We start from the raw sequence: 24,339 nt of genomic DNA on the forward strand, positions 1-24,339 counted from the left end.
CAGGTACCCCCGGTTGCGCGAGACTTTCCATATCGAAGTGATCGGGCCGGATGGCGAGGAGGTCGTCAGCCGGATCTCCGTGCGCGTCGCGAATGTGGAGAGCGCTCAGGAGCGCGCCCTGCGCCTGTTCGCCCGTGCGCGGGTGCCCCAGCGCCGGGACGAGCCGGCCCATGCGGTGCGGGTGATCGACGGCGCGGGCCGGGAAGTGTTCCACCGCACACGGTTCGAGGAAGGCGACTGACGGCGCCTAGCCCTTCGCGCGGCGTTCCCGAATCCTGAGTCGCAGCCGCGCCAGCCTCTCGCGCCCGCGCTCCAGCCGGGCGGCGAGGGGGAAGAGCGGATCGCGACCCGATTCGATGAGACGGTGGGCGATGGCCCGGCGCTCCGTCCAGAACAGGGTGGCGAGTTCGAAATCCGGTGGCGCGCAGGAATCGATCCGGTCGATGCCGGACGACGCCAGCACCGCTTCTGTGAGGCGGTGGACCAGTTGGACGCCCGTCGCGACGGCTGGGTCGGTGTCGTCGTGGGCAACCTTCAGGACGAAGGCGTCGCGGCCCGCGAGGGGCAGGACCATCGAGGCGAGGAGCGTGTCGCCCCGGTGGAGCCGCGCGATCCGCACTCGCCCCCGTTCCGCCAGGGCGGCGACGGCGGCGCGCAGGAGGGCGGCCTCCTCCGGCCGCTGGGCGAGGGCTGTGCCGACGCGGCCCTTCCAGCTCGCGGCCTCCAGGGCGATATGCGCGTCGAGGGCGGCGGGGAAACCCGCCGGATCGGCCAGCATCGCGAAGGAGACGGGGCCGTCCGCGTCGAGGCGGCGACGGGCGCGGCGCAGCCGGCGACGGCGGTTGCCGGAAAGGTGATCGAGGTAGGCGCCCCGCGCCGCCGGATCGAGCCCGGCGGCATCCAGCAATCCCCGGTCATGCGCCCAATAGGCATCCTGCCGGACACCCGCGTCGTCGAGGAGGGCGCGGAAGGGGTCGTCGGCTGGGGCGTTCTGCAGGAGCAGGCGCGGCGGCTCGCCGAGGGCCTGCGGCGCCGCGAGGAGCGCGGCCAGGGCGGCGGCGGGATCTTCTCCGTCGAGGAGGGGGATGCCGAGGGGCGCGTAGCCGTGGGTCCAGCCCATCAGCACCGGCAGGGGCAGGCCCCAGCGGCGGGCGACCCGGCGATGCGGCCACGCCGCCAGCAGGCGCGCGCCCGGTTCCTCCGGCGGCCTGTCCGCCACGAGGAGCATCCGTACCCCGGCGCCGAAGGCCGGCGCGGCGGCAAGGGCGTAGGACGCCTCGTAGAACGGGTTGGCGACGAGGGCGCGGGCACCCAGCGCCTCCCAGGCGGGAACCCAGGGCGCGGCGGGGTCGAGGGGCCGGATCGCGGCAATGAGTCCGCCGGGCAGGGGTGCCGTCACGGAGGGGGAACGGGTGTCCGGCGGGGATGGCTTCGGCATCGGGGCGGGGGCGATCATGCCGCGAGCCGGCGGCGGATCGCCCCCGCCAGACCGAGCATGTCGAGGCGCCACGCCACCGCGACGAAGGCCGCGCCGAGGATGAGCATCCCGAGCACCTGCCCGGGGGGCTGCGTGCCGCCGGGCAGGAGACCGATGCCGATCACCGCCAGCCCCGCCGCGAGGGCGGCGACGAGGATGCCCGCCATGTCGGGCAGCGGCAGGGGCATCGCGGTGCCGGCCCTCTTCGCGCCGACGACAAGGACGAGGCAGGCGGCGGCCTGCCCGCCCGCGAAGGCGAGGGCCGCGCCCATGGCGCCGAGCTTGGGGATCAGCAGGAGCGAGGCCGTAGCCACCGTCACGAGGGTGGCGAGGGCGGCGGCCGCTTCGAGCCGGCTGGTGCGGGTGAAGTAGATGACCTGCCCGAAATAATACGAACGGAACATCATCAGGATGCTCGCCAGGATCAGCACCGGGGCGAGGCGGCGCGCCTCCTCGCGGTAGCCCGGCCCGAGCAGGATCGTCACCACGAGGTCGTCGAAGCACAGGAAGAACACCGCGCCGAAGGCGGCGATGGCGGTCATGGACCGCGCGGCGTCGCAGAGCACGCTGGAGGCCGCCGCCATGCCGCCGAGCCGCGCCTCGCGCTTGGCGATGGACATCAGCGAGAGGGCCAGCGCCTCCCCGAACACGATGAAGCTCTGGCGCAGGAAATCCGCGATGGCACCGTAGGCGCCGAGACCGGCCGGGCCGACGGTCTTGGCGATGATCAGCCGGTCGAGGCTCTGGGCGAGCGCCGCCGTGGCGAAGGACAGGACCAGGGGCCAGCCATAGGCGAGGAGGCGTAGCGCCTCGTCGCGGCTCCCCGATCCGCGCATCAGCGGCGCGATGGTGACGAGGGCGGGCAGCGAGCCCAGCGCGTTCGCCGCCGCGATGGCCATGGCGAGATCGACCGGGTCGCCCGTCGCCTTGAGCACGATGCTGCCGAGGGTGAGCATCAGCACCGCCCGGCACAGCACGGCGGCGGCGACGGCGCCCGCCGCGAGGCGGGTGCGGGCGATCTCGGTGGAGCCCTCGAACAGGACGAAGCCCAGCGCCAGCATCAGGATCGCGCCCGCTGCCGGAGGGGCGATCAACCCGAGGAGGGCGGCGAGCCCGGCGGCGGCGGCCGCGAGCAGCAGCGAGCCACCGAGGAGGCGCACCACCGTCCCGATCTGCGCCGAGGCGCGGGCTTCGTCGTAGAGGGCGAAGAACGCGAATTTCGGCCATTGGCAGGTCGCGCCGTAGAGCACGAGCGCCCAGGAGAGCAGGTACAGGTAGCTGCCGTAGATCTCGGTGGGCGCGAGGCGCGTGAACACCGCCACGGAGGCCATGTTCAGGGCCGCCGCGACACCGCGCGAGCCGACATAGATCAGACTGTGCCGAGCGATCATGGCATCGCGTTCGGTGCGCGGCCCGAATCCCCGGATGGGGCGGGTCCGTGCTGTCGTGGGTCGAAACGGAGGGCGGGGCTGTCGGTCACGCCGCTCCGGTGCAGGGGCCGTGCCGTCAGGCGGCGCCCCGCGTGCCGGCCTCGCCGCCGCCGTCCACGAAGGCCTTCAACTCGTCGAGGGAGGCGAAGGTGAAGCGGCCGTTCGGCGTGTCCGCCTCGATCGCCCCGTCATCGAACATCATGTAGGTGTTGCCGCCGGAGCTGTAGCGCCCGACCACGGCGCGCTCGGGCTTCGCCTCGGGGGCCGTGTCGAGGCTTGACCGAAGGGCCGGCTCCGGCGTGGGCTCTGGCGCCACCGGCTCGGGGCGCCCCGGCACGAACAGGTCGTCGGCGGCCTCGGCGACGACCGGCTCCGGCTTGGCGGGCGCCTCGGGCGGCTTCACGTCCGCCGGGGGCTTCACCGGCGTGGCGAGGCCCGGCATCGGCAGTTCCGGCTCGGAGGCCAGGGGGCGCGGCGGCAGGACGAGCGAGGGCTCGATCCGCGTGCGGTCCGAGCCCATGCCGACCACGGGCGGGACGGGCACGGCCGCCGACAGGTCGTGGCCGACCTCGGGAGCCGGCAGGTCCGGCACCCCGACGGGCACGGCCTCGGCATGGACCGCGCCGTCGCGCAGGACCCTCTCGATGCGGCGCAGCCAGGTGGCGACGACGGCGAGGCCGAACAGCAGGATGCCGGAGGAGGCGACGACGGCGCCCCCATAGACCATCGCCATCCCGCTTTCGAGACGCACGTAGGGGAAGCCCTCGACGACGGCGATCACCCCGGCGATGAGCATGGCGGCGGCGAGCGCGAACAGCGCAGCGATCATTGTACACTCTGGACGCGGGCCAAGAGGGCCCCGAAATCGGCCGGCACGATAAGGCGCTGCACAGGTTTTGCAAAACCTGTTCGCACGGCCCTTACGGCGTTGCCGATGACGCAGGCCCGACTTACGTACCGGACGTCAACCCGGGGACCCCCGCCGGGGGCATGCGGTTGCCCTCGGCCGCACGGAGACATGCAATGACTTTCACCCTGCCGGAACTGCCCTACGCCTACGACGCCCTCGGGCCGTACATGTCGAAGGAGACCTTGGAGTTTCACCACGACAAGCACCACAAGGCTTATGTGGATACCGGCAACAAGCTGCTCGAAGGCACCGATCTGGCCGGCAAGAGCGTCGAGGAGATCGTGAAGGCCGCCTACAACACGAATCAGGCGCTCTTCAACAACGCCGGCCAGCACTACAACCACATCCATTTCTGGAACTGGATGAAGCCGAACGGTGGCGGCGCCATCCCCGGCGCGCTCGCCAAGAAGATCGATGAGGACCTCGGCGGCGCCGAGAAGTTCAAGGCCGACTTCATCCAGGCCGGCGTGACGCAGTTCGGCTCGGGCTGGGCGTGGCTCGTCGTGAAGGACGGCAAGCTCGCCCTCATGAAGACCCCGAACGGCGAGAACCCGCTGGTCCACGGTGCCAAGCCGATCCTCGGCGTCGATGTGTGGGAGCATTCCTACTACATCGACTACCGCAACCGCCGCCCCGACTACCTTAAGGCGTTCATCGAGAACCTCGTGAACTGGGAGCACGTCGAGAAGATGTACGCCGAGGCGACCGCCTGAGGCGCATCCCACCGGGCGCCGCGCCGCGCGGCTGTGGCGCCCGGGCTCTTCAGATGAAAGCCGAAACCCGATCATGATCCGCTCCATCCTCTCCGTCGGCGGGTGGACGCTCGTTTCGCGCGTGACCGGCTTCGCCCGCGACGTGGTGATGGCCGCCGTGATGGGGGCCGGGCCCATCGCCGACGCCTTCGTCGTCGCCTTCCGGCTTCCCAACCATTTCCGGGCCATCTTCGGCGAGGGGGCGTTCAACACCGCCTTCGTGCCCTCCTACGCCTCTCTGGAGGAGGCGGGGGCGACGGGCGCCGCGCGGCGCTTCGCGGACCGCGTGTTCACGCTGATGCTGATCGTGCAGCTCGTGCTGCTCAACCTCGCCCTGCCGCTGATGCCGTGGGTGGTCCACGCCCTGGCGCCGGGCTTCGAGGAGGGCGGCGAGCGCTTCCAACTCGCGGTGGCGCTGACGCGGATCACCTTCCCCTACCTGCTGTTCATGACCCTGGTGACGCTGCTGTCGGGCATCCTCAACGCCCATCGCCGCTTCGCCGTCGCGGCAGGCGCGCCGGTCCTGCTCAACCTCGCCATGCTGGCGGCCCTCAGCCTGACGGCCCTGTTCCCCAACGCCGCCTATGCCGCCGCCTGGGGCGTCGCGGTCTCCGGCCTGCTCCAGTTCGGCCTGCTCTGGTGGGGCTGCCGTCGTGCGGGGGTGATGCCGGACCTCGCGGTGCCGCGCCTCGATCCGGCGCTGAAGCGGTTCTTCGCGGTGCTCGGACCGGCGGTGATCGGCTCGGCCGGGTTCCAGATCGCGGCCTTCGCCGACACGATCATCGCGAGTTGGCTGCCGACCGGCGCGGTCTCGGCGCTGTACTACGCCGACCGGCTCTACCAACTGCCCTTCGGTGTCATCGCCATCGCGGCCGGCACGGTGCTGCTGCCGGAGATGAGTCGCCGCATCGCCGCCGGCGACGTGGCCGGCGCCCATGGGGCGCAGAACCGGGCGGCGGGGTTCTCCCTGGCGCTCTCGGCGCCCTTCACCGTCGCCTTCCTGACGATTCCCGGCCTGATCATGGCCGCCCTGTTCCAGCGGGGCGAGTTCAGCGCCGAGGACGCCGCCCGCGCCGCCTCGGTGCTCGCGGCCTACGGGTTGGCGCTGCCGGCGGTGGTACTGGTGCGCAGCGCCGTGGCGAGCTTCTATGCCCGCCAGGACACCAAGACGCCGCTCTGGGCCTCGCTCACCGCCATCGCCGTGAACGTGGTGCTGAAGCTGTGGCTCACCGGGCCCTACGGTGTCACCGGCCTCGCCATGGCGACGGCGGTGAGCCAATGGGTCAACCTCGCGATCCTCGTCGGCCTCGCCTTCCGGAGGGGATGGACGGCGCCGGGGCGGACCCTCGGCCTGACCCTCGCGGGGGTAGTGGTCGCCTGCCTCGCCCTGACCGGTGTCGCCCTGTTCGGACGTCCCGTCGCCGAGGCGCTGGTGCCGGCCTTGTCCCATGGGCGCGAGATCGCGGTGCTCGTCCTCATCGGCCTCGCGGGGGCGTTGGTCTATGGCGGGCTGCTCCTCGGCTCGCTGCACCTGTTCGGGCTTCGCCTGCGCCGGGCGTGAACGGAGCCCCGCCGGCCGAGTTGTTGGCGGAGAATGCGAGGAGGCCGCATGTCCGACTTGAACCTTCTGGACGGGATCCGCGCGGCGGTCTTCGACGCCTATGGCACGCTGTTCGACGTGAACGCAGCCGTGCAGCGCCACGCCGCCGCCATCGGCCCGCAGGCGACGTCCCTTTCCGAGACGTGGCGCACCAAGCAGCTGGAATACAGCTGGATCCACGGGCTGATGGGTCGGTACGAGCCCTTCTGGACGCTGACCGAACGCGCCCTCGATTTCGCCCTGGCCAAGCACCCGGATGTGGACCGGGGCCTGCGCGAGCGGCTGCTCGACACCTATCGCGACCTCGATGCCTACGAGGAGGTGCCGGGCGTGCTCTCGGCGCTGCGGGAGCGGGGCCTGCGGACGGCGATCCTCACCAACGGCGACAAGCCGATGATCGACCGGGCCGTGGCGTCGGCCGGGCTCGCAGGACATCTCGACGCAGTGCTGACGGTGGATGCGGTGCGGATGTTCAAGACACACCCGGACGCCTACCGGATCGCCCTCGATGAATTCGGCGTGAGCCGCGAGGAGGTGTTGTTCTGCTCCTCGAACCGCTGGGACATCGCGGGCGCGGCCGCCTACGGCTTCCGCCCCGTCTGGATCAACCGTAAGGGCCTACCCGACGAGTACCCGGACTTCGCTCCGGTGGCGGTGCTCGGCTCCCTCGACGGTCTGCTCTAGCCCGGCGGCCTTCCGACAAAATTAAGGCTCTCGCGCTCTCATCCGCTCAACACGAGCAGGAGAGTTCTCGCGTGTCCGTTCACCCGTCCTTGTCCACGATCCGCGCCGGCGCCCTCGCGCTGGCCGGTCTTCTCACCGTCACCGCCATGCCCGCCACCGCCCGCGACGGGCAGAACGGCGCGATCATCGGCGGCCTCGCGGCCGGCGTCGTCGGCGGCATGGTTGGCAGCGCCATCGTGAACGGCGCCAACAACCCGCCGCCGCCGCCCCCGCCGGAGTACCGCCCGCGCCGGGTGCTGGTGGAAGACGAGCCCGAGACCGTCATCGTCCGCGAGCGTCGCGGCCCGATCTGCCATTACGAGCGCCGCAAGGTGTGGCTCGACGACGAGAACTTCACCTTCAAGCGCGTGCAGGTCTGCGAGTAAGCAGGGCGGGCTGCGGGCACCCCGCCCGCAGCCTCACACCCGCATTGGCATCAGCACGTAGAGGGCCGAGGCGCCCTCGCGGTCCTGGATCAGGGTCGGCGAGCCGGGATCGGCGAGCTTGAACAGGGCGGTATCGCCCTCGAGCTGCGCCGTGATGTCGAGCAGGTAGCGGGCGTTGAAGCCGATATCGAGGGCGGACGCCGCGTAGTCGACGTCCAGTTCCTCGGTGGCGCTGCCCGCATCGGGGTTGTTCACGGAGAGGGCGAGGCGCCCGTCCGTCAGCCCGAGCTTCACCGCCCGGCCCCGCTCCGACGAGATGGTCGAGACGCGGTCCACCGCCTTGGCGAAGGTGTCGCGTTCGACGGTCAGGCGCTTGTCGTTGTTGGCCGGGATGACCCGCTGATAATCGGGGAAGGTGCCGTCGATCAGCTTCGAGATCAGCGTCAGTCCGTCTGCGAAGCGTAGGCGGATCTTGGCGGGCGACAGGTCGATGCCGACCGTCTCGCCGCCGTCGTCGAGAAGCTTCTGGATCTCGGCCACCGCCTTGCGCGGCACGATCACCCCCGGCATCCCAACGCTGCCCGCCGGGGCGGGGATCTCGACGCGGGCAAGGCGGTGCCCGTCCGTCGCCACCGCGCGCAGGACCGGCGCGCCGTCCGACTCCAGCACGTGCAGGAATATGCCGTTCAGGTAGTAGCGCGTCTCCTCGGTGGAGATCGCGAATTGCGTCTTGTCGATGAGCCGCTTGAGGTCGGCGGCGCCGATCTCGAAGCCGTGCGGCATCTCGCCCGTGGCGAGGTCGGGGAAGTCGCCCTCAGGCAGGGCGCCCAGGGCGAAGCGCGAGCGGCCGGAGCGGATCGACATCTGCCCGCCTTCGCCGCCGGTCTCCAGGGAGACCTGCGCGCCCTCGGGGAGCTTGCGCACGATGTCGTAGAGGACGTGCGCCGGCACGGTGGTGGCGCCGGGATCCGACACGTCGGCGGCGATGCCCTCCGTCACCTCGATGTCGAGGTCGGTCGCCTTCAACTGCAGCGTCGATCCCTCGCCGCGCAGGAGCACGTTCGACAGGATCGGAATGGTGTTGCGCCGCTCCACCACCCGGTGGACGTGGCCGAGCGACCTGAGAAGGGCCGCGCGCTCGACGATGACTCTCATCGCACAAACTCTGACTATTCGGGACCGCGGCGGCCCCTGGAAAACGGTCGTTCAGCTTGGCGAACCGCCGGAGCGAAGGCAAGGCCGTGCAGCCCGACTCGCACAGGCGAGGGGTTCAAACGCCCGCCTTAGCCACGCTTGTCGAGGGGACGGCCGAGCAGCCGGGCGAATTCCGCCTCGATCTCCTCGACGGAGAACGGGTTGCCGGGGGATTTCGGCTCGGGCTTCGTCACGGCCGGCTCCGGGCGCTGAGCGGCGGCCTTCTTCTCGGCGCGCGTCGGCCGGGCGGCCGGCTCGGGCTCATCCTTATCCGACATTCCCGAGGCCACCGGATCGAGGGGCGGGGGCACCAGGGCGGCCATCGCGGCGGCGATGGGATCGACCTGCGGCGGGGCCGGCGGAGGCGGCGGCGGGACGACCGGGGCCGGCGGCGTGGGAGCGGACGACAAGGTGGGCGGCGGCACGACCGCCGAACTCGGGCGCGCGATGGCGGCCTGAAGCTGGCGGGCCATGTCCGACAGGACGGCGGGGTCCACCGGGCGGGGATCGGCCGCCGGGGGCGTCACCAGAGGCGTCACTGGCGGCGTCATCGGGGGCGGCGACAGGGGAGGGGGCGTCACCGGAGGGGATGTCAGCGGCGGCATGGCGAAGCCGGCCTCCGGCAGGCGGATCGGCTCGGCCGGGCGCTCGGCTTGGCGCTCGGTCTGGCGTTCGACCTCGGGCTTACGGTCGAGGGGCGGCGTGGCGCCACGCGGCGGACGGGGGCGCATCAGCGCCTCGCGCACAGAGGCCGGCGGGGTCGGCAGGACCGGCGCGGGGAGTGGCGCCGGGCTCGGCGGCGGAACCGGAATGTCCCGGCCGGGCTCGTCGCCGTCGATCAGGGCGGCGTCGAGGGGCAGGCGCACGGGCGGCGGGGCGCTGGAGCCCGGCACCGGCGGCGGCACCACCACCGGCATCTCGAAGGCGGGCTCGGGGCGGCGCGGCGGTGTGTCGAGGATGGGGCGACCGGCCTCGGCGATGGCGCGGGGCGGCTCGGGCAGGCGGCCGGCTTCCGCCAGCGGATCGGGCAGGGGCTCGGCGGCGGGCTCGGCGCGGAGCGTCGCCTCGGGCAGGGGCCGCTGGCCGCGCTGGATGTTGCGCTCGATCACCACGTCGTTCGGGCCGCCGACGAGGAGCAGGTGCTCCACATTGTCCCGCCGCAGCAGGATCAACTGCCGGGCGCGGTCCAGCTCGTAGACGTCCACGATGCCGAGGCGCGGCTGGCGCGTGCGGCCGCTGCGCCCCTGGAGCGCGCCGCCGGTCCCGGTGAGACGGCGGACCACGAACACGATCGCGGCGAGTGCCGAGAAGATGATCGCGAAGATGACGAGGTACTGGATGACCGGGGAGCCGTCAGAGCCGAACACGGATCGTAGCCATGACAAGGTTACGCACTCGCACATTCCTGCCGTGGCGAGTTCCGCGGCAGGCCCCGCGTCATAACACGAGGCCGCGCCAAACGGGCAGGCTGAATTAAGGCTTCGTTAACAGCTCGTTGGTGTGCCGGGCGCGTCAACGTGCCTGTTCGGGTCGGGTTGATCCGGCATTCGTGCGTCCAGGAGGGGACGGCGAGGTCTTTAACGGCGCGTTAACCATGCACACGGCAGTTTTTGCCGAGCCCGGATCTGCCGGGTGCGCCGCGCGAGGGGGCCATGGCCATTTCCGACCTGCCCATGCTGGCGATGCTGCGCACCCGGATGCAGTGGAACCAGGCGCGCCAGACCGTCATCGCCCAGAACGTCGCCAACGCCGACACGCCGGGCTTCAAGCCGCAGGATCTCACCGAGCTGCGCTTTGACAAGGGCACCGGCCAGGCGCAGCGGAGTTCGCCCGGCCTCGCCCTTACGGCGGCGGGCCATCTGGCGCCCATCGGACAATCCGACGCGGCGGGCGACCCGAGGAAGGTCAAGGACTTCGAGATCCGGCCGAGCGGCAACGGCGTCAATCTCGAGGACGAGATGATGAAGGCCGGCGACATCCAGACCGATTACCAGCTCGCCGCCTCGCTCTACCAGCACAGCCTGACGACCCTGAAGATCGCCATCGGCAAGAGCTGATCGCACCCGGCCTTTTGAGCGTGCGGAACTCCTAGAGAGAGGGGCGGGCGGTGGAATTTTCGAAATCCCTGGCGGCATCGACATCCGGCCTCAAGGCCCAGTCCGGCCGGATGCGGATCATCGCGGAGAACATCGCGAACGCCGATTCCGCGCCGGCGAGCAAGGGCGCCGAGCCCTATCGCCGCAAGATCCCGACCTTCACCAGCCATCTCGACCGCGAGACCGGCGCCAACGTCGTGGAGACGGGCCGCGTCCGCCGCGATTCGAGCGCCTTCCGCGTGAAGCACGACCCCGGCAACCCCGTCGCCGACGCGAAGGGTGACGTGTCGATGCCGAACGTGAACCCGCTGATCGAGAACATGGACATGCGCGAGGCCCAACGCAGCTACGAGGCGAACCTCAACATGGTCACGACGACGCGCAAGATGATCGCGCAGACCCTCGCGATCCTGAAGTAGGGGCGGCGCCATGGCTTCGAGCAACTTCGCGGCGGGCGCCTACGCCGCCGTCCAGGGCCTCGCCTCCGGGCGGGCCACCCCCCGCGTCCAGCAGACCCAATCCCCCGGCGAGGGCTTCGCCGGCCTCCTCGGGCAGGCCATCGACGGCGTGGGCGATGCCGGGCGCCGGGCGGATGCCCAGGCGATCACCGCCGCCTCCGGCAAGGCCAACGTGGTCGATGTCGTCACCGCCGTCGCCGAGAGCGAGACGGCCCTGCAAACCATGGTCGCCGTCCGCGACCGCATGATCTCCGCCTACGAGGAAATCATGCGGATGCAGATCTGACGCCGCGCGGAACCCCACGATGACCGGCCTCGCTATCCTCGACGTCGCCCGCGACGGCATCTTCGTCTTCCTGAAGGTCGCCGGCCCGCTGATGCTCGTCGCCCTGTTCGTGGGTCTCGTCGTCTCGCTGGTGCAGGCGCTGACGCAGATCCAGGAGCAGACGCTGATCTACGTGCCGAAGATCGTCGCGGTCTTCGCGACCCTCCTGCTGATGCTCCCGTTCATGGGCGATGCCATGGCCGGCTACATGACCCGCATCGCCGCCCGGATCGCGGCGGGCGGGTGATGGGGGCCGTCATGCGCTATAGGGAGGCGCATGAACCTCCTGCTGCCGGGCGTGGCCTCGGCCTTCCTCCTCGTGTTCGCGCGGGTCGGCACGCTGATCATGCTGATGCCGGGCGTCGGCGAGCAGACGGTCTCGCCGCGCCTGCGCCTCGCCTTCGCGCTGATGGTCACGCTGGTGCTCTATCCCATGGCGCGCCCGCTGCTCGGCGGCACGGAGGGGATGGCCGGGCCCCGGCTGATCGCGCTGCTGTTCGGGGAGACGATCATCGGCCTCGTCATCGGGCTGACCGTGCGGATGGTGCTCGCCGCGCTGCAGACGGCGGGGCTCATCATCTCGCAGCAGCTCGGCCTGTCCTACGCCATGACCGTGGACCCGACCGTGGGCGGGCAATCGGCGGCGGTGGGCAACTTCCTGTCGCTGCTCGGCATCACGCTGATCTTCGCCGCCGACCTGCACCATCTCGCCATCGCGGGAATCGCCCGCAGCTATCAGGTGCTGCCGCCGGACGGGGTGCCGGCCTTCGGCGACGCGCTGATGCTGGCCCTCAGGGCCGTGGCGCGGGGCTTCACGCTGGCCGTGCAGATCTCCGGCCCGTTCATCGCCTTCGGCATCCTGTTCAACCTCGGCCTCGGCGTGCTCTCGCGGCTGATGCCGCAATTGCAGGTGTTCTTCCTAGCGGTGCCGGCCTCGGTGTTGATCGGCATGCTGATCCTCGCCGGGTCGCTCGGTGTGATGATGGGCGTCTTCCTCGACGACTTGGGCCGGTATCTCAACGAGTTCGTCGGGCGCTGACCCCCCGCGGCCGGAGGCGCTGAGCCATGGCCGAGGGCGCGGAGCAGGAAGACAAGACCGAAGAGCCGACCCCGCGGCGGATCGAACAGGCGATCGAACGCGGCGACGTCGCCAAGAGCATCGAGGTGAACACCCTCGCGATCCTCGGCGCCTTCACCCTCGCGCTCCTCGTGGCCGCGCCGAGCATCGCCAGCGGCCTGATGCGCAGCCTCACGAGCTTCCTCGCCAACGCCCACCAAGTGCCGGACGGCCCCTGGGCCATGGCGCGGGCCGCCCGCAGCGGTCTGTGGATCTGGCTCGAAGCCGTGGCGGTGCCGGTGGGCGTCGCCCTCGTGGCGGGCGTCGCGGCCGGCTATCTGCAGCACCCGCCGGTGTTCAACGCCGAGGCGCTGATGCCGAAATTCGAGCGCATCTCGCCCATGGCGGGGTTCAAGCGCATCGTCGGCGTCGAGGCCCTGTTCCAGTTCGGCAAGGGCTTGGCGAAGATGATCGCCGTCGGCGTCGTCGGCGGCTCCATCCTGTGGCGGGACCGCGACCGGCTGGAGGTCTTCGCCCGGCTCGATCCCGGCGCCTGCCTGCCGGCGGTGCTGACCCTCAGCCTCAAGCTCCTGGCGGGGATGCTCGCCGTCCACGTCACCATCGCGGGGGCGGATTACCTCTATGCACGGCTCCGCTGGCGCGGCCGGCTGCGGATGTCGAAGGAAGAGATCAAGCAGGAGATGAAGGAATCGGAGGGCAACCCCGAGGTGAAGGGCAAGCTCAGGCAGTTGCGCATGGCCCGCTCCAAGAAGCGGATGATGGCCGCCGTGCCGGGGGCCACCGTCATCGTCACCAACCCGACCCACTACGCCGTGGCCCTGCGCTACGAGGCGGGGATGCCCGCGCCGATCTGCGTCGCGAAGGGCGTCGATGCCCTGGCGTTGCGCATCCGCGAAGTCGCGACGGCGCATGACGTCGCCATCGTGGAGAATCCGCCGCTCGCCCGCGCCCTGCACGCCACCGTGGAGATCGACGGAGAGATTCCGGCCGAGCATTACAAGGCGGTGGCGGAGGTGATCGGCTTCGTGATGCGCCTGCGCCGCCGGGCCGCGTGAGGACGGGGCTACCCTTCCTCCACCATTTTGCGCGAAGCTCTTGATGGGCTTGGTGCCGTCCGTGGTCCGACGCCCCTTGCCGTGGGGCGGACCGCGGGCCAAACCGGAGCCCGTTTCTGGAAAGACCCCGATGGCCGACGTGACCGGATCCCCGGCCCCGACTTTGAAGGCAGACCCGGCGAGGCCGGAGAGCGCGTCCGAGATCCTGGCGGTTCAGCCGCCGGTGAACGGGTCCATCGACCGTTCGGAGCAGCCCGGCCGCGTCGGCCTGCTCCTGATGCTCGCGGGGCTCCTGGTCGGCGCGGCGATCGGCCTGTCCTTCGTCGCCAACGAACAGGCGCAGGCGCTCATCGTGTGGCTGCTGGCGCTGCTCGCCATGGCCGGCGTGTTCTTCCTCTTCGCCCTCGCCATCGGCGCGATCCAGCTCTCCGGCAGCAATGCCCGCGACGACATCACCCGCGCCATCGTGGATGGCGGGCCCGACGGTGCCCTCGTGGTGGAGGATGGCGGAAGGCTCATCTACGCCAACGCCTCGTACCTGCGCCTCGCCGGGGGCGACAGCTTCACGAACCTCGCCCCCGTGGAGCGGATCTTCGTCGGCTCGCCGGAGGTGTCGGAGGCGGTCTACCGCCTCTCCCAGGCCGCCCGCGATGGACGCCCGCACACCGAGGAGATGCGCATGGCGCCCCCCCTCGGGCAGGTGGCCGGCCTGACCGGCGAGCGTGATTTCGGCTGGTACCGTGTCTCGGTGCGGCCCCTGCCGCGCCCGCGCCGGGCCGCCTCCCTCTGGACCGTCGCTGATGTGACGGCGGAGCGCGAGCGGCAGGAGAACGTCTTCCAGGAACTGCAGCACGCCATCGACTATCTCGACCACGCTCCGGCGGGCTTCCTGTCGATCAGCCCCACGGGCACCATCGTCTACATGAACGCCACGCTCGCCGCGTGGCTCGGCTACGACCTCGCCAGCGTCGGCTCGGGCGGGCTGCACCTGACCGAGATCGCCCCCAGCGCCGACGTCCTGATTCGCACCGCCGGGCTGCCCGGTGAGGTCCGCACCGACCGGTTCGACCTCGATCTGCGCCGCCGCAACGGACACACGGTGCCCGTGCGCCTCTACCACCGGGTCGCCTTCGGCAAGGACGGCAAGCCCGGCGCCTCGCGCACCTTCGTCATCAACCGCTCGGCCGGTGCCGACGCGGACGAGCCGCAGCGCGCCGCCGAAGTGCGCCTCGCCCGCTTCCTCAACAACTCGCCCATCGCCATCGCGACGCTCGACCGCAACGGCCGGATCGCCCGCGCCAACGCCTCGTTCACGCGGCTGTTCGGCACCGCGCCGCTCACCTCCGACGAGGCGGAACTGGACGGGGAGGGCGGCACCCGTGCCGAGCCGAACCTCAACGATTCGGTCGTGGACCGGACGGCTTTGGAAGCCGGCCTCAACCGCGCGGCCAGCGGCATCACCGAGGCCGAGCCCATCGAGGTGCTGTTGCAGGGGCCGGGCGGACGTTCGGCGCGGCTCTGGCTGAGCCCGGCCGATGGCGGCAACGAGGGCGAGCAGGCGGACGAAGCCGAACGCGTGATCCTCTACGCCCTCGACACGACGGCCCAGCGCCAGCTGGAGCAGCAGGTCGCGCAGGCGCAGAAGATGAACGCAGTCGGCCAGTTGGCCGGCGGCATCGCTCACGACTTCAACAACGTCCTGCAGGCGATCATCGGCTATTCCGATCTGCTCCTGGCGAGCCACCGGCCGAACGATCCGGCCTTCCAGGACATCATGCAGATCAAGCAGAACGCCAACCGGGCGGCGGGCCTCGTCCGCCAGCTCCTGGCGTTCTCGCGGCGGCAGACCCTGCGGCCGGAGGTGATGAATGTCGGCGAGAGCCTGTCCGAACTCACCCTGCTGCTGAAGCGCCTCCTCGGCGAGCGCGTCACCCTCGAACTGAAGCACGGGCGCGACGTCTGGCCGGTGAAGGCCGACGTGAACCAGTTCGAGCAGGTGATCGTGAACCTCGCGGTGAACGCCCGCGACGCGATGCCGGACGGCGGCAAGCTGACGATCCGCACGGAGAACGTGGTCGATCCCGGCCCGCAGGCGGCGACCGACGGGCGCGGCGGCCCGCCCGCCGGGGATCACGTCCTCATCGAGGTCTGCGACACCGGCCAGGGCATCCCGGCCGAGCTGATGGAGAAGATCTTCGAGCCGTTCTTCACCACGAAGGAGATCGGCAAGGGCACGGGCCTCGGCCTCTCGACGGTGTTCGGCATCGTCAAGCAATCCGGCGGCACCATCGATGTGCAATCGACCGTGGGCCGGGGCACGGCGTTCAAGATCTACCTGCCCCGCCACATCCCCGTCCCCGAGGTTGCCCCGACAGAGGCGCCGGCCCTGGCCGACGGCCGGTCGCAGGATGCCGGCACCAAGGCGGCCGAGCCGCCCCCGGCGCCCCGCCGCCCGGCGACGGACCATACCGGCCAGGGCGTGATCCTCCTCGTGGAGGACGAGGATCCGGTGCGGGCCGTGAACAGCCGCGCCCTCTCGGCGCGGGGCTACACGGTGCTGGAAGCGGCCTCCGGCCTGGAAGCGCTCGCCATCGTCCGCGACGGCGAGCAGCCCATCGACCTCGTGGTCTCCGACGTGGTGATGCCGGAAATGGACGGCCCCTCCCTGCTTCGCGAGGTGCGCAAGCACCAGCCGCACCTGAAGGTGATCTTCGTCTCGGGCTATGCCGAGGATGCCTTCCGCAAGAACCTGCCGGAGGGCGAAGCCTTCAACTTCCTGCCGAAGCCCTTCAGCCTGAAGCAGCTCGTCGAGACCGTGAAGAAGACGATGGCGGATTGAGGCACCGCTTCACCGCCCCAACGAAAAAGGCCGCCCCGGACGAACCGGGGCGGCCTTTTTCATGGAACGGCGAATGCCTCAGGCGGCGTCGGCGATCTGCGACGGGCCGGAATCCTTGCCGCGCGCATCGACGTCGCGATCCACGAACTCGATCACGGCGAGCGGGGCGTTGTCGCCCTGGCGGAAGCCGGCCTTCATGATGCGGCAGTAGCCACCCGGACGACCCTGGTAGCGCGGGCCCAGCACCGAGAAGAGCTTCTTGACCATGTCGGCGTCGCGCAGCTTCGACATGGCGAGGCGGCGGGCGTGCACGCTGTCGGTGCGGGCCAGCGTGATCAGCTTCTCGACGACCGGACGCAGGTCCTTCGCCTTCGGCAGGGTGGTGACGATCTGCTCGTGCTTGATCAGCGCGGCGGACATGTTGGCGAACATCGCCTGGCGATGCTCGGCGGTGCGGTTGAAACGACGACCGCGGTAACCGTGACGCATGGTGGCTCTCCTGTTGTTCGCGACCGCCGTGCCAAGGGTCGGCCGCCTGTTGAGCGCAGAGAAAGCGGGGGGCCGTCCGGCCCGCCCGCTTCCGCTTCGCTATTCGTTGCCGCGCTCAGTAATGCTCTTCGAAGCGCTTGGCGAGGTCCTCGATGTTCTCCGGCGGCCAGCCGGGGACATCCATGCCGAGGTGCAGGCCCATGCCGGCCAGCACTTCCTTGATCTCGTTGAGCGACTTGCGGCCGAAGTTCGGGGTGCGCAGCATCTCGCCCTCCGACTTCTGGATGAGGTCGCCGATGTAGACGATGTTGTCGTTCTTCAGGCAGTTCGCCGAACGGACCGACAGCTCCAGCTCGTCCACCTTCTTGAGCAGCGCCGGGTTGAAGGGCAGCTGCGGCGTGAGCGGCGCGGCCTCTTCCTTGCGCGGATCCTCGAAGTTCACGAACACCTGGAGCTGGTCCTGGATGATGCGGGCAGCATAGGCCAGCGCATCCTCGGGGCTCACGGCGCCGTTGGTCTCGACCGTCATGGTCAGCTTGTCCTTGTCGAGATCCTGGCCCTCGCGGGTGGTCTCGACGCGGTAGCTGACCTTCGTCACCGGGGAGAACAGCGAGTCCACCGGAATCAGGCCGATCGGCGCGTCCTCGGGGCGGTTGCGCTCGGCGGGGACGTAGCCCTTGCCGGTCGAGACCGTGAACTCCATGCGGATCTCGGCGCCGTCATCCAGCGTGCAGATGACGAGCTCGGGGTTGAGGATCTGGATGTCGCCGACCGTGCCGATGTCGCCCGCCGTCACCGTGCCGGGGCCGGTCTTGCGCAGGGTCATGCGCTTGGGGGCGTCGGTCTGCGAGCGGATGGCGATCGTCTTGATGTTCAGGACGATGTCGGTCACGTCCTCGCGGACGCCGGGGATGGACGAGAACTCGTGCAGCACGCCGTCGATCTGCACCGACGTCACCGCCGCGCCCTGGAGCGAGGACAGCAGAACGCGCCGCAGGGCGTTGCCCAGGGTCGTGCCGAAGCCGCGCTCGAGCGGCTCGGCGACGACCGTCGCGATCCGCTTGGGGTCATCGCCCGTCGAGACCTGCAGCTTGTTCGGCTTGATGAGTTCCTGCCAATTCTTCTGAATGACCACGGTCCTACCTCTCACGCCTCGCGGGTCCGCATCGTCCGGTACCCACGTTCCGGCCGGGTGGGGGCGCCCCCTGGCACACCGCCCGGTCTCGATTCATCTATCTGAACTCACTCGCCGCCGACCCAAAGGGCCGGGACGAAGCTGTACCCGGCCCCGTCGCGATCGACGTAGCCGAGGGCTGGGAATTCCAGGTGACAGCCGGCGATGAAGCTCCGCTCCGACGCCGCCTGATCCATGATCCGCTTGCGCGTCTCCCGGGCCTGATCGCCGTCCACGTCGAAGCCGACGCCCGCATCGGGGTTCTTGAACTGGATCGCCGGCAGATGGACCACATCGGTCCAGATCAGCAGCGACTCGGAGCCCGACGACACGCGGAAACCGCAATGCCCCGGCGTATGGCCGGGGAGATGGACCGCCTCGATGCCGGGAAGCACCTCGCCGCCGCGATGCTCGCGCATCCGGCCGGCATAGGGCGCCACGGCATTCCGCGCGCCCTCGAAATACGATTTGGCATCCTGCGGCGCCTTCGACAGCGCCTCGTCGGGAAGCCAGAACGCCGCCTCGTCCGAATGCACGACGATCTCGGCATTCGAATAGACGGCCTTGCCGTCCTGGGCGAGACCGCCGCAATGGTCGGGATGCAGGTGCGTGATCAGCACCGTCTCCACGTCCTCGGGCGCGACGCCGGTGGTCGCCAGAGCGGCGCCCAGGCGTCCCATTGTCTCGACCGGCGCCAGGGCGCCGTAGCCGGTATCGACCAGGACCGGCTTGCGGCCGGGCCCGGTGATCAGGAAGGCGTTCAGGGTGATCTTCGGCTGCTCGGTGCGGAAGCCGGCCCGCTGCAGGCGCGCCGCCTCCCCCTTGTCGATGCCCGTGACGAGATCGAGGCTCGCCTGGAACCAGCCGTCGTTGAGCGCGGTGACGGTGAGGTCGCCGAGGTTCCAACGCAGCACGCCGGGCAGTGGCTTCGATCCCGCCATAAGCTTCTCCCTTTTCGCCGAAGGATGGTCGATCAGACGCGACGACGCTTGCGCGGACGGCAGCCGTTGTGCGGGATCGAGGTGACGTCGCGGATCGAGGTCACGGTGAAGCCCGCGGCCTGGAGGGCGCGGAGCGCGGACTCACGGCCGGAGCCGGGGCCCGACACCTCGACCTCGAGGGTGCGCATGCCGTGCTCGGCGGCCTTGCGGCCGGCGTCTTCAGCGGCGACCTGGGCGGCGTAGGGCGTCGACTTGCGCGAGCCCTTGAAGCCCATCGCGCCGGCGGACGACCACGAGATGGTGTTGCCCTGGGCGTCGGTGATGGTGATCATCGTGTTGTTGAACGAGGCGTTCACATGGGCGACGCCCGACACGATGTTCTTGCGTTCACGACGACGAACGCGTTGCGGTTCCTTGGCCATCTGACTTCCACTCTTCCTTCAGGCACGCCCGTAATACCAGGCGCTCGGGATTCTTCTTGGGGATGGTGTCGCGCGGCGGGGCCGGCGCAACGGAAGGAGGCCGAGCCAAGCCCGGCCTCCCGATCCGAAAGGATTACTTCTTCTTGCCGGCGATCGGCTTCGCCTTGCCCTTGCGGGTGCGGGCGTTGGTGTGGGTCCGCTGGCCGTGCACGGGCAGCTGCTTGCGGTGACGCAGGCCACGGTAGCAGCCGAGGTCCATCAGCCGCTTGATGTTCATCGAGATCTCGCGACGCAGGTCGCCTTCCACGATGTAGTCGCGGTCGATGGCTTCACGGATCGAGAGAACCTCGGCGTCGGTCAGTTCGTTGACGCGACGCTCGGCGGGGATGCCCACCTTGCCGGTGATCTCTTCAGCCTTCTTGGGGCCGATGCCGTGAATGTACTGAAGCGCAATGACGACGCGCTTGCCAGTCGGGATGTTGACGCCTGCGATACGGGCCACGGTCTCACTCCATGTAAGGCCCGGCGGTGCCGGGCTCGGGTTTCGCGCGCGTCCGGTGGAGGCCGGCCCCTGCGCGCGTGCAACGACGACGCGGCCCGTGGCGGCCCCTCTTCAAGGCACCTCGGACCATCGTTCGGTTGGACGAAGGGGGGTCTGCTACTCCGCGCGAGGCGGCCTGTCAATCTTATGGGAACAAAAAGCGATGACGCAGGCGACGCATCACGGCGATACCCTCAGGCGCTACGTGGCCGGCGTGATGCAGGCCGCCGAGCCGAACGCCGAGGAGGTCGTCCCCATCCTGCTCGCGGTGGTGGGCGGGATCCTCGCCGTGGCGGAGCCGGAGAGCGTGAGTCTCCGGGATGGCGATGACGGGGCGGGCGGGACGCTTTGGGCCGCGTTCGGCGGCGAGCGGGTGGCCTTCCGCTACAACCCGATGACGGCGATGATCGAATTGCGGTCGGGGGACCACGAGGAACACCCCTTACGCCGATTCGGCCGTCGCTCCCTCTCGATGGACATCCTCAACTTCTTCGGGCCGAGCCGCGCGGCCGAGGCCGCGCGCACCCGGCCCTGACGGGTCAGCGCATCCGCTGGTTGGACAGGCGGCAGGTGCGGCCTTCGTCGCGATAGCCCCCTGGGCAGCGCCGGACGCAGGCGCCGGCGGCGTATTTCAGCGGCGGCCGGCAGGCGTTTCGGAACTGCTTCTGGCCGTAGACGAAGGATTGGGCCGGGCTCTGCGCGGCGGCGGGGAGGGCGCCCCCGGCGACGAGGAGGGCGGCGGCCAGGGTCAGGCGGGCGATCATCGGTGCTTCCGGACAAGGAAAGGGGCGCTCGCCGGCTGGCGAACGCCCCTCGGATGACCCGCCCAACGCCTCAGGAGGCGATGCGCTCCCGGTGCGGTTCCAGGATTCCCGTCAGATCCTCCGTGACCGAGTCGATGGGCTTCATGCCGTCGACGGTCTTCAGCATGCCGAGCTTGTCGTAATAGGCCGAGAGCGGCGCCGTCTGGGCCCGGTAGGCCTCCAGGCGCTGCTTGAACACTTCCGGCGTGTCGTCCTTGCGCACGGCCTCGCCGCGGGCGGCGGCCTCGGCGGCACGGTTGGCGATACGGCCGACCAGGGCGTCCTCATCGACCTTCAGCTCGATGACGGACGAGAGCTCGAGACCCTTGCCGGCCAGCATCTTGCCCAACGCTTCGGCCTGGGCGACGGTGCGGGGGAAGCCATCGAGGATGAAGCCCGGCTTGGCGTCGGCCTGCTCGATCCGGTCGGCGACGATGCCGACGACGATCTCGTCCGAGACGAGCCCGCCCGATTCCATCACGGCCTTGGCCTGCAGCCCGACGGGCGTGCCGGCCGCCACGGCGGCGCGGAGCATGTCGCCGGTCGAGAGCTGCGGGATGCCGTACTTCTTCACGATCCGCTCGGATTGCGTGCCCTTCCCCGCACCGGGCGGTCCGAGCAGAATGATGCGCATGGCGTTGTCCTCTTAGGGCCCGCTTTCCCGGGCTCCGGATCCATTCGACGACGCCAGCCCGGGCATCGCCCCCTTGGGGTCTGTTTCTAGCGCCTTGCGCGGACGGCGATAGCCCGCCTTTGGGCGGACTTCGCTCATTTCCGCGCTTCTGTCGCCGTTCAGCGGCGGCGCTGGCCGGCCGACGCACCCCGGAGCTTCGCGCGCTTCACGAGGCCCTCGTACTGGTGCGCCATCAGGTGCCCGTGGATCTGCGCCACGGTGTCCATCGTCACCGTCACGAGGATCAGCAGGGAGGTGCCGCCGAAACCCAGGCTCGCGGAGGCGTAGGAGGACAGGATCTCCGGGCACAGGCACACGAAGGTCAGGTACAGGGCGCCGATCACCGTGATGCGAGTCAGCACCTTGTCGAGGAAGGCCGCGGTGCGCTCGCCCGGACGGATGCCGGGGATGAAGCCGCCATGCTTCTTCAGGTTGTCGGCAGTCTCCTGCGGGTTGAAGACGACGGCCGTGTAGAAGAACGTGAAGAAGATGATCAGGGCCGCGTAGAGCGCCATGAACAGCGGCGTGCCGTGGCCGAGATAGGCCGTGACCGCACCGAGCCAGCCGCTGCCGTTGTTCGCCGAGAAGCTGGCGGCAGTGGCCGGCAGCAGCAACAGCGACGAGGCGAAGATCGGCGGGATGACGCCCGACGTGTTGAGCTTCAGCGGCAGGAACGAGGTCTGGCCCTCGTACATGCGGTTACCGACCTGACGCTTCGGGTAATTGATCAGGATGCGGCGCTGGGCCCGCTCCATGAACACGATGAAGTAGACGAGGGCGACGGCGGCCACGGCCACGCCGAGGATGATGACCGGCGAGAGGGCGCCAGTCCGGCCGAGCTCCAGGGCGCCGATGATCGTCACCGGAAGGTGCGCGACGATACCCGCGAAGATGATGAGCGAGGAGCCGTTGCCGATGCCGCGCGAGGTGATCTGCTCACCGAGCCACATCAGGAACAGGGTGCCGCCGGTCAGGGTGATGACCGTCGAGGCGAGGAAGAACGGCCCCGGATCGATCGCCGCCGAGGAGCCCTGCAGGCCCACCGCGATGCCCCAGGACTGCACCAGGGCCAGCACCACCGTGAGGTAGCGGGTGTACTGGTTGATTACCTTGCGGCCGGACTCGCCTTCCTTCTTCAGCGCTTCCAGGCTCGGGATGACCGAGGTGAGGAGCTGCACGATGATGGAGGCCGAGATGTACGGCATGATGTTGAGCGCGAAGATCGCCATGCGCTCGACGGCACCGCCGGAGAACATGTTGAACAGCCCGAGCACGCCGCCCGATTGCTGCTGGAAGTTCCGCGCGAACTGCTCCGGATCGATGCCGGGGATCGGCACGTAGGTGCCGAGCCGGAAGACGATCAGCGCGCCGATCGTGAACCAAATGCGCTTCTTCAGCTCATCGGCCTTGGCGATCGCGCCGAAGTTGAGATTGGCGGCAAGCTGCTCGGCGGCTGAGGCCATAGCGTCGCGTCCTACGCGTGTCGCCGGGCGAGTGCCCGGATGAAACGAAAAAAGCGGCGGCCCGCGCGAGGTCGCGTGGGGCCGCCGCTCGATGGTCTCCGACTTAAAGGCCGGGGACGCGCCGCGCAACGTGTCGCGCGGCCGCCGTCTGCCTCAGGCGGTCGCCTCGGCCTCGGCCTTGCCGCGGGTCGAGACGCCGGAGGCGTAGACCACGCTGACCGAGCCGCCGGCCTTCTCGACGGCCTCGACGGCCGACTTGGAGGCGCGGGTGACTTCGAAGCTGAGCTTCGAGGTCAGCTCGCCGACGCCCAGCAGCTTCACGCCGTCGCGGGGACGGGCGAGGATGCCGGCGGCGACGAGGGTCTCGACCGTGATGGTCGCGCCGGCCTCGAGCTGCCCCGTATCCACGGCGGCCTGGATCCGGCCGAGGTTCACCTCGTTCAGGTCCGCCGCGTGGATGTTGTTGAAGCCGCGCTTCGGCAGGCGACGGTGAAGCGGCATCTGGCCGCCCTCGAAGCCCTTGATGGCCACGCCGGTCCGGGCCTTCTGACCCTTCACGCCGCGTCCGGCGGTCTTGCCCTTGCCGGAGCCTATGCCCCGGCCGACACGCATCCGGTCCTTGGTGGCGCCGGGATTGTCGCTGATCTGGTTAAGCTTCATCGGTCGCCTCCTCAGGCTTCGAGGACGCGCACAAGGTGATTCACCTTGCGGATCATGCCGCGGACGGCCGGGGTGTCCTCAAGCTCGGCGACCCGGTGCAGCTTGTTCAGCTTGAGGCCGATCAGCGTCGCGCGCTGGCTGGCCTCGCGGCGGATCGGCGAGCCGATCTGCTCGATGCGGACGGTCTTGGTGTTGTCAGCCATGCCATCCTCCCTTACGCGACCGCAGCTTCGGACGTATCGGCCGGATCGGCATCGCGGCGGCGCGACTGAAGCGCGGACACCTTGAGGCCCCGGCGAGCCGCCACGGCGCGCGGGCTGTCCTCGTTCTTCAGCGCCTCGAAGGTCGCACGAACGAGGTTGTAGGGGTTCGAGGAGCCGAGGCTCTTGGCCACGACGTCCTGCATGCCGAGGGTCTCGAACACGGCGCGCATCGGGCCGCCGGCGATGATGCCGGTACCCTGCGGGGCCGCGCGGAGGATCACCTTGCCGGCGCCATGACGTCCGTTGACGTCGTGGTGCAGGGTGCGGCCCTCGCGGAGGGACACGCGGATGAGCCCGCGCTTGGCGGCCTCGGTCGCCTTGCGGATGGCCTCCGGCACCTCACGGGCCTTGCCGTGGCCGAAGCCGACGCGGCCCTTCTGGTCGCCGACGACGACCAGGGCGGCGAAGCCGAAGCGACGGCCACCCTTCACAACCTTCGCGACGCGGTTGATGTGGACGAGCTTGTCCACGAACTCGCTGTCATGCTCCTCGCGGTCATCGCGGCGGCCGCGGCCCCCGCCTTCACGTTCACGTGCCATAATGCTTGCCTATCTCACTGGCGCGGATCCGGAGACCCGCTCGCTCGA

The 24,339-nt window shown here is 70.1% G+C and carries 29 protein-coding genes; 13 read left to right on the forward strand and 16 right to left on the reverse strand.

Going from position 1 to position 24,339, the window contains the following annotated elements:
• Positions 1 to 13: 13 nt before the first annotated feature.
• Positions 14 to 241 (forward strand): hypothetical protein, encoded by a 228-nt coding sequence (locus AAHF99_RS23060; RefSeq protein ID WP_342166754.1) that lies wholly within the window; start codon positions 14 to 16, stop codon positions 239 to 241.
• Between the two features lie 6 nt (positions 242 to 247).
• On the opposite strand, the gene AAHF99_RS23065 is transcribed toward AAHF99_RS23060, so the two are convergent.
• The 3 genes from AAHF99_RS23065 to AAHF99_RS23075 all read right to left on the reverse strand — a co-directional run bounded on the left by AAHF99_RS23065 (position 248) and on the right by AAHF99_RS23075 (position 3,736).
• Positions 248 to 1,399, reverse strand: coding sequence for a GNAT family N-acetyltransferase (locus AAHF99_RS23065; RefSeq protein ID WP_342166755.1), 1,152 nt, complete (start codon positions 1,397 to 1,399; stop codon positions 248 to 250).
• Positions 1,400 to 1,452: 53 nt separating this feature from the next.
• Positions 1,453 to 2,868: a lipopolysaccharide biosynthesis protein gene (locus AAHF99_RS23070; RefSeq protein WP_342166756.1), complete on the reverse strand. Its 1,416-nt coding sequence runs from the start codon at positions 2,866 to 2,868 to the stop codon at positions 1,453 to 1,455.
• 115 nt (positions 2,869 to 2,983) lie between these two features.
• The gene (locus tag AAHF99_RS23075; protein ID WP_342166757.1) at positions 2,984 to 3,736 is read right to left on the reverse strand and encodes a hypothetical protein; all 753 of its coding nucleotides are present in this window, start codon (positions 3,734 to 3,736) and stop codon (positions 2,984 to 2,986) included.
• 194 nt (positions 3,737 to 3,930) lie between these two features.
• Here AAHF99_RS23075 and AAHF99_RS23080 point away from each other — a divergent pair, with 194 nt between their 5' ends.
• From AAHF99_RS23080 to AAHF99_RS23095, 4 genes are all read left to right on the forward strand, one after another.
• Positions 3,931 to 4,530, forward strand: a complete 600-nt coding sequence (locus AAHF99_RS23080) for a superoxide dismutase (protein ID WP_342166758.1) — start codon at positions 3,931 to 3,933, stop codon at positions 4,528 to 4,530.
• A gap of 73 nt (positions 4,531 to 4,603) precedes the next feature.
• Positions 4,604 to 6,130: a murein biosynthesis integral membrane protein MurJ gene (gene murJ / locus AAHF99_RS23085; protein ID WP_342166759.1), complete on the forward strand. Its 1,527-nt coding sequence runs from the start codon at positions 4,604 to 4,606 to the stop codon at positions 6,128 to 6,130.
• A gap of 48 nt (positions 6,131 to 6,178) precedes the next feature.
• The gene (locus AAHF99_RS23090) at positions 6,179 to 6,853 is read left to right on the forward strand and encodes a haloacid dehalogenase type II (RefSeq protein WP_342166760.1); all 675 of its coding nucleotides are present in this window, start codon (positions 6,179 to 6,181) and stop codon (positions 6,851 to 6,853) included.
• A gap of 71 nt (positions 6,854 to 6,924) precedes the next feature.
• A complete protein-coding gene (locus tag AAHF99_RS23095; protein WP_342166761.1) occupies positions 6,925 to 7,278 on the forward strand; it encodes a hypothetical protein in 354 nt (117 codons plus the stop codon).
• 33 nt (positions 7,279 to 7,311) lie between these two features.
• Here AAHF99_RS23095 and dnaN read toward each other — a convergent pair whose 3' ends face one another.
• Complete coding sequence (dnaN, locus tag AAHF99_RS23100) at positions 7,312 to 8,433, reverse strand: DNA polymerase III subunit beta (protein ID WP_243952404.1); 1,122 nt, start codon at positions 8,431 to 8,433, stop codon at positions 7,312 to 7,314.
• Positions 8,434 to 8,561: 128 nt separating this feature from the next.
• Positions 8,562 to 9,839, reverse strand: coding sequence for a hypothetical protein (locus AAHF99_RS23105; RefSeq protein ID WP_342166762.1), 1,278 nt, complete (start codon positions 9,837 to 9,839; stop codon positions 8,562 to 8,564).
• Positions 9,840 to 10,124: 285 nt separating this feature from the next.
• Between AAHF99_RS23105 and flgB the strand changes: the two genes are divergently transcribed.
• The 7 genes from flgB to cckA all read left to right on the forward strand — a co-directional run bounded on the left by flgB (position 10,125) and on the right by cckA (position 16,323).
• Positions 10,125 to 10,529, forward strand: coding sequence for a flagellar basal body rod protein FlgB (gene flgB / locus AAHF99_RS23110; protein WP_342166763.1), 405 nt, complete (start codon positions 10,125 to 10,127; stop codon positions 10,527 to 10,529).
• 50 nt (positions 10,530 to 10,579) lie between these two features.
• A complete protein-coding gene (gene flgC / locus AAHF99_RS23115) occupies positions 10,580 to 10,987 on the forward strand; it encodes a flagellar basal body rod protein FlgC (protein ID WP_342166764.1) in 408 nt (135 codons plus the stop codon).
• A gap of 10 nt (positions 10,988 to 10,997) precedes the next feature.
• On the forward strand, positions 10,998 to 11,312 hold the full coding sequence (fliE, locus tag AAHF99_RS23120) for a flagellar hook-basal body complex protein FliE (RefSeq protein WP_342166765.1): 315 nt from the start codon (positions 10,998 to 11,000) through the stop codon (positions 11,310 to 11,312).
• Between the two features lie 19 nt (positions 11,313 to 11,331).
• Complete coding sequence (fliQ, locus tag AAHF99_RS23125; RefSeq protein WP_238248936.1) at positions 11,332 to 11,598, forward strand: flagellar biosynthesis protein FliQ; 267 nt, start codon at positions 11,332 to 11,334, stop codon at positions 11,596 to 11,598.
• Between the two features lie 30 nt (positions 11,599 to 11,628).
• A complete protein-coding gene (fliR, locus tag AAHF99_RS23130; protein WP_342166766.1) occupies positions 11,629 to 12,390 on the forward strand; it encodes a flagellar biosynthetic protein FliR in 762 nt (253 codons plus the stop codon).
• 26 nt (positions 12,391 to 12,416) lie between these two features.
• A complete protein-coding gene (flhB, locus tag AAHF99_RS23135; protein WP_342166767.1) occupies positions 12,417 to 13,484 on the forward strand; it encodes a flagellar biosynthesis protein FlhB in 1,068 nt (355 codons plus the stop codon).
• 130 nt (positions 13,485 to 13,614) lie between these two features.
• Entirely contained in the window at positions 13,615 to 16,323 is a 2,709-nt protein-coding gene (gene cckA / locus AAHF99_RS23140; protein WP_412759934.1) for a cell cycle histidine kinase CckA, read from the forward strand.
• 78 nt (positions 16,324 to 16,401) lie between these two features.
• On the opposite strand, the gene rplQ is transcribed toward cckA, so the two are convergent.
• From rplQ to rpsM, 5 genes are all read right to left on the reverse strand, one after another.
• Positions 16,402 to 16,812 (reverse strand): 50S ribosomal protein L17, encoded by a 411-nt coding sequence (gene rplQ, locus AAHF99_RS23145; protein ID WP_342166768.1) that lies wholly within the window; start codon positions 16,810 to 16,812, stop codon positions 16,402 to 16,404.
• A gap of 115 nt (positions 16,813 to 16,927) precedes the next feature.
• A complete protein-coding gene (locus AAHF99_RS23150) occupies positions 16,928 to 17,962 on the reverse strand; it encodes a DNA-directed RNA polymerase subunit alpha (protein WP_243952413.1) in 1,035 nt (344 codons plus the stop codon).
• 92 nt (positions 17,963 to 18,054) lie between these two features.
• Complete coding sequence (locus AAHF99_RS23155; protein WP_342166769.1) at positions 18,055 to 18,927, reverse strand: MBL fold metallo-hydrolase; 873 nt, start codon at positions 18,925 to 18,927, stop codon at positions 18,055 to 18,057.
• A gap of 32 nt (positions 18,928 to 18,959) precedes the next feature.
• Positions 18,960 to 19,349, reverse strand: a complete 390-nt coding sequence (rpsK, locus tag AAHF99_RS23160) for a 30S ribosomal protein S11 (RefSeq protein ID WP_010686167.1) — start codon at positions 19,347 to 19,349, stop codon at positions 18,960 to 18,962.
• Between the two features lie 133 nt (positions 19,350 to 19,482).
• The gene (rpsM, locus tag AAHF99_RS23165; RefSeq protein WP_342166770.1) at positions 19,483 to 19,851 is read right to left on the reverse strand and encodes a 30S ribosomal protein S13; all 369 of its coding nucleotides are present in this window, start codon (positions 19,849 to 19,851) and stop codon (positions 19,483 to 19,485) included.
• A gap of 202 nt (positions 19,852 to 20,053) precedes the next feature.
• On the opposite strand from rpsM, the gene AAHF99_RS23170 reads away from it, so the two are divergent.
• A complete protein-coding gene (locus AAHF99_RS23170; RefSeq protein WP_342166771.1) occupies positions 20,054 to 20,425 on the forward strand; it encodes a hypothetical protein in 372 nt (123 codons plus the stop codon).
• Positions 20,426 to 20,429: 4 nt separating this feature from the next.
• On the opposite strand, the gene AAHF99_RS23175 is transcribed toward AAHF99_RS23170, so the two are convergent.
• The 6 genes from AAHF99_RS23175 to rpsE all read right to left on the reverse strand — a co-directional run bounded on the left by AAHF99_RS23175 (position 20,430) and on the right by rpsE (position 24,291).
• Positions 20,430 to 20,654 (reverse strand): hypothetical protein, encoded by a 225-nt coding sequence (locus AAHF99_RS23175; RefSeq protein WP_342166772.1) that lies wholly within the window; start codon positions 20,652 to 20,654, stop codon positions 20,430 to 20,432.
• Between the two features lie 70 nt (positions 20,655 to 20,724).
• Positions 20,725 to 21,327, reverse strand: coding sequence for an adenylate kinase (locus AAHF99_RS23180; RefSeq protein ID WP_342166773.1), 603 nt, complete (start codon positions 21,325 to 21,327; stop codon positions 20,725 to 20,727).
• 158 nt (positions 21,328 to 21,485) lie between these two features.
• A complete protein-coding gene (gene secY / locus AAHF99_RS23185; RefSeq protein ID WP_342166774.1) occupies positions 21,486 to 22,829 on the reverse strand; it encodes a preprotein translocase subunit SecY in 1,344 nt (447 codons plus the stop codon).
• Positions 22,830 to 22,982: 153 nt separating this feature from the next.
• Positions 22,983 to 23,489, reverse strand: a complete 507-nt coding sequence (gene rplO, locus AAHF99_RS23190) for a 50S ribosomal protein L15 (protein ID WP_342166775.1) — start codon at positions 23,487 to 23,489, stop codon at positions 22,983 to 22,985.
• Positions 23,490 to 23,500: 11 nt separating this feature from the next.
• Positions 23,501 to 23,692: a 50S ribosomal protein L30 gene (gene rpmD / locus AAHF99_RS23195; protein WP_243952426.1), complete on the reverse strand. Its 192-nt coding sequence runs from the start codon at positions 23,690 to 23,692 to the stop codon at positions 23,501 to 23,503.
• A gap of 11 nt (positions 23,693 to 23,703) precedes the next feature.
• Positions 23,704 to 24,291 carry a 30S ribosomal protein S5 gene (rpsE, locus tag AAHF99_RS23200; RefSeq protein WP_243952427.1) on the reverse strand — a complete coding sequence of 196 codons (588 nt, stop codon included), beginning with the start codon at positions 24,289 to 24,291 and terminating at the stop codon, positions 23,704 to 23,706.
• Between the last annotated feature and the right edge of the window lie 48 nt (positions 24,292 to 24,339).

It is taken from the genome of Methylobacterium litchii, from assembly GCF_038442315.1.
GTDB lineage: Bacteria > Pseudomonadota > Alphaproteobacteria > Rhizobiales > Beijerinckiaceae > Methylobacterium > Methylobacterium litchii.